At 40.3% G+C, this 13,657-nt stretch carries 11 protein-coding genes; all 11 read right to left on the bottom strand.

Features of this window, described 5'->3' with window-relative positions:
- Window positions 1-70: 70 nt before the first annotated feature.
- The 11 genes from ysxE to lonB all read right to left on the bottom strand — a co-directional run bounded on the left by ysxE (window position 71) and on the right by lonB (window position 13,645).
- Window positions 71-1,066: a spore coat protein YsxE gene (gene ysxE / locus JOC54_RS08850; protein WP_204465773.1), complete on the bottom strand. Its 996-nt coding sequence runs from the start codon at window positions 1,064-1,066 to the stop codon at window positions 71-73.
- Window positions 1,063-1,941 carry a hypothetical protein gene (locus JOC54_RS08845; protein ID WP_204465772.1) on the bottom strand — a complete coding sequence of 293 codons (879 nt, stop codon included), beginning with the start codon at window positions 1,939-1,941 and terminating at the stop codon, window positions 1,063-1,065. Before JOC54_RS08845 ends, ysxE begins: the two co-directional genes overlap by 4 nt.
- 7 nt (window positions 1,942-1,948) lie before the next feature.
- The gene (gene spoVID, locus JOC54_RS08840; RefSeq protein ID WP_204465771.1) at window positions 1,949-3,046 is read right to left on the bottom strand and encodes a stage VI sporulation protein D; all 1,098 of its coding nucleotides are present in this window, start codon (window positions 3,044-3,046) and stop codon (window positions 1,949-1,951) included.
- A 121-nt stretch (window positions 3,047-3,167) separates the two neighbouring features.
- Window positions 3,168-4,451 carry a glutamate-1-semialdehyde 2,1-aminomutase gene (hemL, locus tag JOC54_RS08835; RefSeq protein WP_204465768.1) on the bottom strand — a complete coding sequence of 428 codons (1,284 nt, stop codon included), beginning with the start codon at window positions 4,449-4,451 and terminating at the stop codon, window positions 3,168-3,170.
- Window positions 4,452-4,466: 15 nt separating this feature from the next.
- On the bottom strand, window positions 4,467-5,450 hold the full coding sequence (gene hemB, locus JOC54_RS08830) for a porphobilinogen synthase (RefSeq protein WP_204465766.1): 984 nt from the start codon (window positions 5,448-5,450) through the stop codon (window positions 4,467-4,469).
- Window positions 5,441-6,220, bottom strand: a complete 780-nt coding sequence (locus tag JOC54_RS08825; protein ID WP_204465764.1) for a uroporphyrinogen-III synthase — start codon at window positions 6,218-6,220, stop codon at window positions 5,441-5,443. The genes hemB and JOC54_RS08825 overlap by 10 nt, the downstream gene beginning before the upstream one ends.
- Complete coding sequence (hemC, locus tag JOC54_RS08820; protein WP_204465762.1) at window positions 6,192-7,124, bottom strand: hydroxymethylbilane synthase; 933 nt, start codon at window positions 7,122-7,124, stop codon at window positions 6,192-6,194. The genes JOC54_RS08825 and hemC overlap by 29 nt, the downstream gene beginning before the upstream one ends.
- A 164-nt stretch (window positions 7,125-7,288) precedes the next feature.
- Window positions 7,289-8,656 carry a glutamyl-tRNA reductase gene (gene hemA / locus JOC54_RS08815; protein ID WP_035419729.1) on the bottom strand — a complete coding sequence of 456 codons (1,368 nt, stop codon included), beginning with the start codon at window positions 8,654-8,656 and terminating at the stop codon, window positions 7,289-7,291.
- 182 nt (window positions 8,657-8,838) lie between these two features.
- Window positions 8,839-9,426, bottom strand: coding sequence for a ribosome biogenesis GTP-binding protein YihA/YsxC (yihA, locus tag JOC54_RS08810; protein ID WP_035419731.1), 588 nt, complete (start codon window positions 9,424-9,426; stop codon window positions 8,839-8,841).
- Entirely contained in the window at window positions 9,423-11,756 is a 2,334-nt protein-coding gene (lon, locus tag JOC54_RS08805) for an endopeptidase La (protein ID WP_204465759.1), read from the bottom strand. The genes yihA and lon overlap by 4 nt, the downstream gene beginning before the upstream one ends.
- A 218-nt stretch (window positions 11,757-11,974) precedes the next feature.
- Complete coding sequence (lonB, locus tag JOC54_RS08800; protein WP_035419733.1) at window positions 11,975-13,645, bottom strand: ATP-dependent protease LonB; 1,671 nt, start codon at window positions 13,643-13,645, stop codon at window positions 11,975-11,977.
- Between the last annotated feature and the right edge of the window lie 12 nt (window positions 13,646-13,657).

Raw genomic sequence — 13,657 nt, 5'->3', positions numbered from 1 at the left:
ATACTAATTAAACGTCAGTATGGCGCAACCTGCAAGTGTAAAATCATCAAAAACAGCAAGCATCAGCTTTTTACTGATTGCTTGCTGTTTCTTCTTGAGGAGCAATCTTCGCAATTAGTCGTTGCACTTTCCTCATAGCAATAATGCGCTTTTCAAGTTTTTGTACATGCTCAAACTCTGAACCACCATTTCTGTAATCCATTACAGCATAATAGATCGGCTCCGGAAACACTAAGTAGGCACTAATTAAATATCTTTCTGTTTTTAAGAGAGGAAGATGCTGCTCATAGCGTGCAAACCAGCGAAGGACCTCATCTTCATTCCATAACGTATAAGGAAAGCTTCTTCTACAGAAGCTGGCGATGTCTCTTGCAGGTGTATCCAAGCTTGCTTGTTCAAAATTCGTTATGAACACTTCTTTCTCTGTTGTCAAAGCATGTTTTCTAGAAAGCTGCCCATGTGAAAGTACACTTCGATAAGAACCTTTTTCTAGCGTTTCTTTATACCAACTTTCTAAATACTCTGTTGCTTGATTTGCTAATTGTTCATACATCCGGTAGTGTGTTAAAAAAGTGAGTTCAAATGGAGACAAATACGTACTTAATTCTGCCTGGTCTGCAAACCTCGAAAGTTCAAGGGAATGCATTTCCCAACGAGATAGCAGCCTTTCGCATGATTCATCTAACTTCTCTTTTGAAGCTGGCTGTGTTTTTACCGTTAAGCGATGAATAATTCCCATATAATCAGACAATACTTCTTCAATTGATGTCCGACTCGAATAATGGCTCGGTTCAATCCAAGGCATTAGATAATAACTTTTCTCTCCAACAAATAATGTATATTCACCAAACTTAGTTGGGATAATGGGGACAAATTGTTTAAATTGTAGCTTTGCTAACTTACGCATCGCATGGACAAATTCGTCAGCTCTCACTCGATCCATCGCCGATTCTTTTAAAGCGAACACACCACGATCTGTCTCTACTCGGAAGAGCTTGCCTTGTTTTTCTACAGCGGTTGGCTGTAAATCATAATAATACATCAATGCTTCAACAAAACGATTCATGAGATCACCTTCTTACGATCGAGCCATGTAGCAAACGAAGCAATAAACCTTTTTGATTGGTCCCACTCATCACTAACTTCTGTTAAAAATCCAGGCACATCAACTGCTTCTTCTGTTTCAACTGCCAATAGAAATGGCTTTAATTCATCTACTACCAATGCCTCGGCAATCATCCACTTCTTCTCATCATCGGTGAGTAGTGCCTTCTCGTCGATATAATTTAGTAACTGATGCAATGAATCTTCTCCATTCTCTTTATGCCATTCTCTAAGAAAAGTCATAAGCGAGTGAAATCCAGGAACCGGTTTTTGTTGACTACCGTTAATCAGCAACATCGTAACGACTTGTTTTCCATCGGTATGAAAGTAATCCATAACCGGTAATTGCTGCTCTGCTTCCTTTATAATTTTCTCTGCTCGTTTCATTCTTTTATCAGCCTCAGCAATAAATCCACTCAGTTGTTTTTTCTCTTCTACTGTTACTTGGGGAAACAGACTCGTAAGTTTGCTAAACTCTCTTATCTCCATCTCTTTTTTTTGTTTTTGTTTTCTCCCTAGTGAGATGGTCTTTCCAATATAGACGCCCCAATGTTTTTCAAGACCACGCTGTTGCGACTCTTGTTGAATAACATCATGCACGGTTGTAAATGAACCTTCTAACTCAACAAAGGGCTTTCCAGCTTTTGTACGAATCATTCGATCCATAATGATATAAGGCGTGACATTGCATTCGTCACGCCACTGAATATGCCATTCAAGTAAAGCCTTATCATTCCAATTGCTTATCCGTTTTAAACCAACATCCGTTTGAATAAAGCCTTCTTCATTAAAATCAGCAGATTTCCAGCCAAATTGTTTTTTTAAGGAATCAATCATGCCGCACCTACTTTGCCGATACTGGAATGTATAGAATTTGTCCTTCTTCTACTTTTTCACTATCTAAATTGTTGTATCGAGTCAGCTGACTTGTTGAAAGTTCATAACGCTCTGCAATCGATTGGAGCGTATCTGAATCTTGAATAATGCACATCTTCCATTTCGAAAATTGTTCTTCTTCATTTCGTAGCATATTTGTTAAGTACGAGGCATTCTCAGCTAGTTTACTCTGTTTTGCTACTGGCTCGATCTCTTCTTCTTCCTCCTCCAATTCTCGAACCATCTCTTTGTGGTTGTTAGACATTGCTGCCAGAGAAGAATAACTGGATTTACTTTCGCTTGACTCTACTAGATCATCGTTGGAATCCTTTTTCTGGTTAAACCTTACTTCTTGTTCTTTAGGTTTTTCAGTTACTGCTTCAACCTCAACTTGTTTCCAATTATTTTGAATAACATCATGCGTATATGTCTCAACAATATCTTGTTCAACCGGTAATGTTGTATCTTCTGCTACAGGCTCTTCTTCCCTGTATTGGACCGGTTCCTCCAAGACAGGCTCTTGCTCGTCTTGATAAGCTTCAAAATGAAAAGCCGTTTCGGTAGGCTCTTCTTCTTGCTCATCTACTATTTCTTCTTCAGGTTGGCTCGTAGACTCTTCTGTTTTCATACCGCTAATTGAAACATCTGCTGTAAGCTGAATACAGCTCTTCTCAGGTAAGTCGTAATCGAAGCTCGCTACTTGTACATAAATATCATCTACATGCTGAATACGTGCCATTGGAATGGTAATATCAATTGGGAATAAATGCTCGATTTCACCAACTCCTGTATCCGCATCAGCCGTAATTTCACCTGATTGTCTAAAATCACTTAATTCACTAAACGAAGAAGCTTCCGTCTCCGCTTCTTCAACTTCGCCTTGATCCATCTTATACTCACCAACAAAACGAAGACCGCCCTTAATCGTGACATGCTCGCCCACTTGTTTTACATAGATTTCTGGAGTAAGCGACATCCCAATTATTTCATCAATTTGTTGACCTTTATTGAGCCAGACTGAATCTTCTATGGAGAATGTTAAAGTAGATGACTGTTCCTGCGTCATAATTTTTCCTCCCTTTATAAACCTTTATCCGTTGTACACTATAACGTCTATGTCTGAGGCGACCTAAATATGCGCGGAAATGAAAAAAGACATGTTGCTGAAGCAACATGTCTGACAGATATTATAAGGTTGAGAAAACGCGATCCGCTGCCTGAATTGTTTTTTCAATATCAGCGTCTGTATGTGCAGTGGAAAGAAACATCCCTTCGAACTGTGAAGGCGCTATCGAGATTCCTTCCGCTAACATTCCTCTAAAGTAACGTGCAAATAAATCAAGATCTGCCGTTTTAGCTTTTTCAAAATCGGTGACTCGTTCATCAGTAAAGAATAAGCCAATCATCGATCCTGCTCGGTTTACATGATGGGGAATCCCGTGTTTTTTTGCGGCCTGTTTCAAGCCTGCTTCTAACCGCTCCCCTTGCTGTTGAAATGTTTGATAATGAGATTCCGTTAATTGCGAAAGCGTATAGTAACCAGCTGTCATTGCAAGTGGGTTCCCCGACAATGTACCCGCTTGATAGATTGGTCCACTTGGAGCGATTTGTTCCATAATTTCTCTCTTCCCACCAAATGCGCCTACAGGTAGTCCTCCACCAATTACTTTTCCAAGACAGGTTAAATCAGGCTTCACATCAAATTCTCCCTGTGCACAATGATAACCAACGCGAAAACCAGTCATCACTTCATCAAAGATAAGCAGCGTTCCATTTTGCTCCGTCCATTCACGTAATGTCTCTAAGAAACCTGGCTCTGGTGGTACAACACCCATATTCCCAGCGACTGGTTCAATAATGACTGCAGCTAAATCATCACCGTACGTATCAAACACGTAACGAACACTGTCGAGGTCGTTGTAATTAACCGTCAATGTATTTTTAGCAACTGATTCTGGAACTCCTGGACTGTCTGGCAAACCAAGTGTCGCAACACCAGAGCCTGCCTTAATTAACAACGAATCTCCATGTCCGTGATAGCACCCAACAAACTTAAGAATTTTATTGCGTCCCGTATAGCCACGAGCTAAACGTAGTGCGCTCATAGTTGCTTCCGTTCCAGAATTAACCATCCGAACAACTTCAATTGACGGCACACGATCAATTACTAATTCAGCTAATCGTGTTTCATACTCATGCGGAGCTCCAAAACTCGTGCCGAGTTCTGTCGCAAGCTTAAGCTGTTCAACAACGGTATCGTCAGCATGGCCGAGAATAAGCGGCCCCCAAGATAACACATAGTCAATGTATGTATTTCCATCTAAGTCAGTAATTTGCGCGCCTTTGCCTTGTTTCATATAAACAGGGTTCATACCAACTGATTTAAAAGCTCGAACAGGGCTGTTAACTCCTCCTGGCATTAATGGTTTAGCTTGCTCAAATGCTTTAATAGATTTTTCGTAATTTGCCATTCTTCTCCGTCCTTTCTATTTCGTTTCTTTAGTGATCCATCTGACCGCGTCTTTTGCAAAATAAGTTAAAATTAAATCTGCACCTGCTCGCTTCATGCTCGTTAATTTTTCTAAAACAACTGCTTCTTCATTTATCCAGCCATTTTGCGCAGCCGCTTTGACCATTGCATATTCACCGCTAACATTATAGGCAACGACCGGAATCGTTGTCTGATTGCTGACGTCTCTCACTATATCTAAATAAGAAAGAGCAGGTTTGACAATTAGGAAATCTGCTCCTTCCTCAATGTCAGACTGAGCTTCTCTCAAGGCTTCTCTACGATTAGCAGGATCCATCTGATACGTTTTTCTGTCACCAAAAGCTGGCGCACTGTTGGCTGCATCACGAAATGGACCATAGAAAGCAGATGCGTACTTAACCGCATACGACATAATCGGAATATGAGTATATCCAGCTTGATTTAACCCTTGACGAATAGCCGCAACAAAGCCATCCATCATATTTGAAGGCGCAATAATATCGGCACCAGCCTCAGCTTGAGAAACAGCTGTCTGAGCAAGCAACTCTAAACTCTCATCATTTAGTACATCGCCTTCATGAATTAATCCACAATGACCGTGGTCAGTAAACTCACAAAGACAAGTATCAGCGATAACCATCATATCTGGAAATGCTTGCTTAATTTGTCTTGTTGCACGTTGAATAATTCCTTGCGAAGCGTAAGCCTCTGACCCAGTTTCATCTTTATGATGAGGCAATCCAAAAAGAATAATAGCTGGAATACCTAAAGACTCCACCTCTTCAACTTCCTCATTTAATCGATCCAAGGATAATTGAAACACTCCTGGCATGGAAGAAACTTCCGTTTTCTTGTCTTGTTCTTCTGTAATAAAAATGGGGTAGATAAAGTCGCTCGGTTGAAGCTGTGTTTCTCTCACCATATTTCTTAGCGTAGCATGCTTTCGTAGACGACGGTGACGTTTAAACTCTAGTTCCATCTGGCATTCTCCTCTTTTACAATCGCGTGAATTAATCCTTCAGCTGAATACTCATTTGCCGTAATAAGGGGGGCAAATCCATGGCGAACTGCTGCGTTTGCCGTAATAGGACCAATACAGGCTATACAGCTGTACTGTAATGGGACAGATTCCCTGATACGTGCAAGATGAGTTACGGTTGAGGCACTTGTCAATGTGACATAATCAAACAAATGCAGCTGCAGCTTCCTAGCTTCACGAACAGCATCTTCAGGCATTAGCGTGTCGTAAACAATAAGTTCGCGAACATTTGCACCTGTTTTTTGTAATTCCATCGCAAGTGTCTGATTAACCAATTGCCCTTTTATAATTAAAATGTTTGCACCTATTTTAATATGTTTTCCAAGTTCACTAGCCAGAGCATTGGCATGAAATGTTTTTGGAACGACTGGTTTTTTAGTTGTGAACTGACTCAAACACAGAGCTGTTTTTCGTCCAACAACAGCAATTGCTGGCTTTCTTAACTCTTGCTTAAAAAACGAGAAAAAAGCTTTTACACCGTTCGCACTTGTGAATACAATCCAGTCAAATTGCTCAATACCCGTTATTACCTCATTCATCTCTTGATCTATTTTTCGTGATTTCATTTCAATTAAAGGTAAAAAAAACGGGGTTGCACCAGCTTCTGTTAGTAAAGAAGCGATCGTGCTTGACTGCTGTTTTGCCCGCGTAATTAAGATCTTTTTTCCTCTAAGAGCAACGTTACTCACTTTGTGATTCACGAACATCATTTAAAATGTCCTCTGCACCTTGTGATGATAGCAATTGCGCCATTTTTACACCAAGCTGTTCTGGGTTTTCACCAACAAGCGTTTCCTTTAACAACGTTTTTCCATCAGGTGTACCGACTAGACCTGTTAATTTAACCGAGCCATTTTCAAGAATGGTGCCATAACCACCAATCGGAACTTGACAACCACCGTTCATTTTCTTTAGGAATGACCTTTCTGCTTTAACCGCTAATCCCGTAGCTTGATGATCCAGTTTTTGTAACAATTGAACGACTTCATTATCAGCTTGACGACACTCTAACCCTAATGCACCTTGTCCGATTGCTGGGATACAATCATCGGCTTGTAAGTACTCGGTCACGACCTCTTCGCTATAGCCTAATCGGTTTAACCCAGCTGCAGCCAACACAATTGCCGAAAAATCTTCTTCTTTTAGCTTTCTTAATCTCGTTTCAACATTGCCTCGAATCCATTTTACCTTTAAGCGTGGGTACTTATTAAGGATTTGAGCCGATCGACGTAAGCTGCTTGTCCCAACAATGGCTCCATCAGGTAAATCAGCTAAAGGGACATGATCGATGCTGATAATCGCATCACGAGGGTCCTCCCTGTCTGTAATCGCCGCCAACGTAAATTCAGGTTGTATTTCTGATGGGACATCCTTCATCGAATGAACCGCAACATCTATTTCATTGGTGCGCAAAGCCTCTTCAATTTCTTTAACAAAGAGACCTTTTCCACCAACCTTTGAAAGGGTTACATCTAAAATGCGATCCCCTTTTGTGACGATTTCCTTGATTTCAAAATCGTAAGGGACACCTAATTGTTTTAATTGGTTAATAACCCAATTAGTTTGGGTTAGAGCCAAATTGCTTCTACGTGTACCAATAATTATTTTTCTCATCTTATTCCTCCAAAACCCAGTTTCCTGTGAATATCTCTCATCAAGTACCGTATCTAAACTTCTTAAAATCTCTTATGTAACGAAAGGCAGTCTCGTCATTTTATAAAATCAACCAGAAGGAATAAACCTTCTGGCTTTAATTGTACAGATTCTATAGTAGATGCTTATGAGCGTAGTGCAATGGTTTCCAAGTAATCAGGTTGAACGTGATGTTGCCAAACTTTTTCAAGCTCGTTAAGTCTTTCTTTTTTCGTTTCCACTTCAAGTTGATAACTTAGAGCAAAAATCTCAGTAAACAAGTCCAAAGAATGCTTCGCATCAGGTTCAGCTGCTAGTTCTTTTACTTTCGTTAACGGATCACGTAACAGTTGATTGACAATACTTTTCGTATGTTTTCTTAATACTTTAAGCTCTCTCTCCGTTAAATGAGGGAGCTTTCGTTCAATACTAACCATTGTTTCACCTTGAATTTGCAACGCTTTTTCTCTAAGAGCTGTAATAATGGGTACAACACCAAGCGTGTTCAGCCACGTCTTATAATCAATTAACTCACTTTCAATCATAAGTTCAATTTTTTCGGCTTCCTTTTCGCGCTCTTGTTTGTTTGCCTCTACAATATTTTGTAAGTTGTCTATGTCATATAGGTGAACATGCTCATGAGACTCAATTGCTGGATCAATATCACGAGGAACAGCAATATCAATCATGAAGAGCGGGCGATTGTCTCGTTTTTCCAGCGCTTTTTGCGTATTTTCTTTCGTCAAGACAAAACCTCTTGCTCCTGTAGAACTTATCAGGACATCTGCTTTTTGCAACTCAGCCTCCAACGAATCAAATGAGGCCGCTGTGCCATTAAATCGATCTGCTAGCCCTTGGGCTTTGTCAACGTTTCGATTCATTACGCTGATTGAAGCCGCTCCATTTGAACGTAAGTGCGTTGCCGTTAGCTCACTCATTTTACCCGCTCCAACAATTAACACATGTTTCCCTTCAAAACTACCGAATATTTTCTTACCTAATTCAATTCCCGCATAACTGACAGAAACCGCCTGTGAAGAGATTGAAGTCGAACTATGAGCACGCTTACCAAGCGTGATAGCCTGTTTAAATAATTGATTAAAGATCGTTCCTGTCACTTGATGATCTTGAGCTAAACGAAAAGCTTGTTTTGCTTGACCAAGAATTTGCGTCTCACCAATGACCATTGAATCAAGACCACATGCAACCCTTAATAAGTGCTCTACCGCGTGGTCGTCTTCCCTAATTGTTAAATATGGAGATAACTCTTGCTTGTCGATTGAGAACCAATTTGCTAAAAAAGTTTTAGTAAAATGGCGTCCGGTATGCAATTGGTCTGCTACAACATACAATTCAGTCCTGTTGCATGTTGATAAAATGACACATTCCATAATGCTCTTAGCAGAACGCAACTGAACAAGAGCAGCTGGTAAATGCTCTTCATCAAACGCGAGTTTTTCGCGTATTTCCACCGGGGCCGATTTATAATTTACTCCTACTACAATCGTATGCATGTTAAAATGCCCCCTAAACACAATCCGTTACGAATCTTTCTCTTATCTACTTTATCCATTTCTCATTATATCATGCCTAAATTATAACATGTCTAAATAAGCACTCAAAATAATTTTGTGAACAAACATAGACATTCCTTTACTTTATAAAAAAGCAGTGGAATGCTCCACTGCTTTTTTGTTTAAACCTTTAACTGCTTAGTAATCGTTTTCCAAGCTTCTTCCTTCCCATGACCGGTTTCCGAAGAAAATGTTAAAATTGGATCAAGAGGATCTTTGTCTAATGCTTTGGAAATTTGCGCCAAACTTTTTTGCCATTTTCCTTTAGGAATCTTATCTGCTTTGGTTGCAACTAAGATCACTGGAATTTCGAAATGCTTCATCCAATTATACATTAGCTTATCATCTTCTGAAGGATTATGACGAATATCAACGAGCTGAAGGACTGCCTTTAACTGCTCACGTTCAGCCAAGTATTCTTCAATCATTCGTCCCCAAGCCGCACGTTCAGACTTCGAAACTTTTGCATATCCGTATCCCGGTACATCAACAAAATAGAGCTTTTCATTGATTTCATAGAAATTAAGAGTTTGTGTTTTACCTGGTTGACCCGATGTCCGAGCCAACCCTTTTCGATTTAACATTTTGTTGATAAATGATGACTTCCCAACATTTGACCTACCAGCTAACGCTAATTCAGGTAGAAGAGTTGTTGGATATTGTTCTGGTTTAACCGCTACATGTTCTAAATCAGCTTTTACAACTTTCATTTTAATGACTCGCCTTCTTTCAAAGCGACGTTTAAGACCTCATCTAAATGTTCAACTAAAACAATCGTCAGCTCATTTCGAACACTTTCAGGAATATCGTCAATATCGCGTTCATTGTCTTTTGGAATAATAATTGTTTTAATTCCTGCACGATGAGCACTCATTGCCTTCTCTTTTAAACCACCGATTGGCAGCACACGACCTCTTAATGTAATCTCCCCGGTCATCCCGACTTCTCGATCAACTTTTCGATTGGTTAAGGCAGATATAAGCGCTGTTGCCATCGTAATTCCGGCGGATGGACCATCTTTTGGTGTAGCTCCTTCAGGAACATGAATGTGAATATCCGTTTTCTCGTTAAAACTTGGATCAATATCTAGCTGATTTGAACGAGAGCGAATAAAGCTAAATGCAGCTTGAGCAGATTCTTTCATCACATCTCCTAGCTTACCTGTTAACGTCAGTTTCCCTTTACCAGGAACGGCTGACACTTCAATTGCAAGTGTTGTCCCTCCTGCTGAAGTATAGGCAAGACCAGTCGCCGCTCCAATCTGATCCTCAACTTCTGCCATTCCATAACGAAACCGAGGTTTTCCGAGCATTTCTTCAACAGCTTTTTCTGATACTGTCACACGTTTCTTTTCTTTCATTACGATCATTTTTGCCGCTTTACGACAAATCGTTGCAAGTTGTCTTTCTAAACCTCGAACCCCTGCTTCTCGGGTATAGAAACGAATGACTTTTTTCAGAGCTGGCTCTTTTAACTGCAGCATGCTCTTAGTAAGTCCATGCTCTTTCATCTGTTTTGGCAACAAATAATTAATCGCTATTTGCGTTTTCTCCAGCTCCGTATAACCTGGAATCGAAATAATCTCCATTCGATCCAGTAAAGGAGCAGGGATTGTGCCGATGTTGTTTGCTGTTGTTACGAACATAACTTTAGATAAATCATACGCTTCTTCAAGGTAGTGATCACTAAACGTGCTATTTTGCTCTGGATCAAGCACCTCTAACAAGGCCGATGCAGGATCACCCCGAAAATCTTGAGCCATTTTATCGATCTCATCCAATAAGAAAACAGGGTTAACCGTTTCTGCGCGTTTCATCCCTTGTATTAGACGACCCGGCATTGCCCCTACATACGTTCGACGATGCCCTCTGATTTCTGCTTCATCACGAACACCACCGAGGGACATTCGCACAAATTTACGATTTAATGATCGGGCAATTGACCGCGCTAAAGATGTTTTACCGACCCCTGGAGGGCCCGCTAGACATAGAATTGGACCTTTCATAGAATTCGTCAATTGACGAACAGCTAAATATTCCAATACACGTTCTTTTACTTTATCAAGACCATAGTGATCTTCATCTAAAATAATTCCTGCTTGATTAACGTCTAATTGATCTTCTGTTTCTTCCGACCAAGGCAGCTGGATGATCCAGTCAAGGTAATTTCTTAAAATCGAGCTTTCACCTGCGTTAGCTGGCATTTTCTCATAACGCCCTAACTCTTTAATTGCTTTCTCATAAACATGTTCAGGCATTCCTGCAGCTTCTATCTTTTCTTTGAGTTCTGCAATTTCACCAGTGCGACCTTCACGATCACCCAGTTCTTTTTGAATAGCTTTCATCTGCTCACGTAAATAGTATTCTTTTTGTGTTTTTTCCATTGAACGTTTTACTCGTTGACCAATTTTCTTTTCTAACCCTAATACTTCTTGCTCATTTCCAAGCAGTTCAATGAGCTTATGAAGGCGTTCTTTTACTGGAATAAGCTCAAGCAATTCCTGCTTTTGCGCGAGTTTTAAGGTAAGATTTGTGGCAATTAGGTCAGAGAAAGGTTCAGGTAAAGTCGTTTCTTTTAAAGTTGTTAACGTTTCTTGAGAAGCTCTTTTAGATTGCTTAACAAATTGCTCATACATCGAAACAAGCGTCCGCATTAACGCCTCAGTTTCTACGTCCATTTTTTGATCTTGCTCATACAAGGAAACATCAACAACAAGTACATCTCCGTGGTCAACTAAAGCCTTAATTTCTCCACGTTGCTTTCCTTCTACTTGAATGCGTACGGTCCCATTTGCTAGTTTTGAAGTTTGAATTATCTTTGCAAACGTCCCAACTTTAAATAAATCCTCTTCTTGTGGATCGTCTTGTGTTGTTTGTTTTTGCGTTGCCAAAAATAAATAGTGATCATTGTTTTGTGCTTCTTCTAAAGCTTTAACTGATTTTTCACGTCCAACATCTAAATGCATGATTGCCCCAGGAAAAATGAGGACACCACGCAAAGGAAGGAGCGGAACTCGTCGTTCTTGATTTATATCAACCATCCGCGTAACACCTCCGCCATAATCAAATGTATATTTTTGTTTGTCTGTATGTTTATGTTTATCTCACGAACACCTAAATTAATCCTATTTGTGAGAATATGTTATTAACACATACGATAGAGCGTCATTCAATCAAATGACGCTCCACGTTTATCTCTTTTTTAAGTGATTAATCCATCTATTCATTTTATCCTATATGAACGTCTTTTGTCTAATAGTTAGATTGTGATGGTTCTTGTCGGTTGGTATGCTTGAGCAGGTATGACTTCTTTAGGCTCCTCTTCCTGAACAAGCGCTAATGATAACACTTCATCAAAGGTTGTCACGCTATGAATTGTAATGCCTTCAATCGATTTTAAAATAGCCTGTTCATTTTCCTTTGGTATGATCACATCTGTAACTCCCGCTAATTTTGCAGCTTTTGCTTTAGCAACAACACCGCCAATTGGCTTGACTTTACCATGAATACTTAATTCCCCGGTCATGGCGAACTGATTGGATACAGGAATTTGATGAATCCCTGAGTAAATCCCCGTAGCTATTGCAATACCAGCTGAAGGACCGTCTACTGGTGTCCCTCCAGGAAAATTGACGTGAATATCATAATCTCCTGTTGGTACACCCTTTCGTTTCAAAACGGAAATAACATTTTCAACAGACGAGCGAGCCATACTTTTTCTTCGGATTGATCGTACTTGGGATCCCGACTGCTCTTCTTCAGCAATTCCCGTAATGGTTAACACACCTTGACCAGCTCTTTCTTGTACAAGTACTTCAATTTCCAGCAGAGCACCGCTGCTGGGCCCTGTCACCGCAAGTCCATTTACTAAACCAATCAAAGGTTCTTCATGGATTTTTCGTTCCGGACGCGGAGATAGTTGACTCGAATGGACGACCCATTCTACATCAGCAACAGTAATTGTTGTTCGATTCTCTGACCTAGCAACTCCAACAGCAATTTGAACAATATTAACGGTTTCCCGACCGTTTGTTGCATAAGAAGCTATCTTTGCAGCAGCCTCTTCAGCTAAAACCATTGACGTTTTTTCTGCTGCTCGATTTGCAATTTCTTTAATTTCGTTCGGATCAAGCGCTCTGAAGAATACCTCTAAACAGCGCGAACGAATGGCCGGTGGCATTTCCTCTGGTTGTCTTGTAGTTGCAGCGATCAACCGAAAATCAGCCGGTAAGCCCCTTTTGAATATATCGTGAATATGCGAAGGGATTTGATCGTTTTCTGAACTATAGTAAGCACTTTCCAGAAAAACTTTTCGATCTTCTAAAACTTTTAATAATTTATTTTGTTGAATTGTGTGCAGTTCTCCAATTTCATCAATGAAAAGAACACCACCATGGGCCTTTGTAACTGCCCCGGGCTTTGGTTGCGGTACACCAGCTTGCCCCATAGCGCCCGCCCCTTGATAAATCGGATCATGTACAGAGCCAATTAATGGATCAGCTATCCCTCTTTCATCAAACCGTGATGTTGCTCCATCTAGTTCAACAAAAACAGCTGTCGATTGAAAAGGCGAATTTCCTCCTCTTTTTGCTTCATCTAAAACCAATCTAGCAGCTGCCGTTTTCCCTACACCTGGTGGTCCATAAATGATGACATGTTGTGGATTCGGTCCACAAATAGCCATCCGCAATGTTTTTAGTCCATCCTCTTGCCCAACCACATCTGCAAGCTGCTTTGGTCTAACTTTTTCTGCTAGCGGCTCAGACAATCGTACCGCTCTCAATTTACGCATTTTTTCTAATTCAATTTTTGATTCTTTATCAATATATGTTTTTTGACTGCGTTGATTCTTTAAGAGGTTCCAGAAATAAACCCCTATAATGACTCCAAAAAAGAGCTGAATAAATAATGCAATGGTTGTAAACCCCATTTTATGACCTCC

Origin of the sequence: Shouchella xiaoxiensis (genome assembly GCF_016907895.1) — a bacterium.
Classification (GTDB): domain Bacteria; phylum Bacillota; class Bacilli; order Bacillales; family Bacillaceae_D; genus Shouchella; species Shouchella xiaoxiensis.
This window is presented reverse-complemented; position numbering and strand designations above follow the sequence as displayed.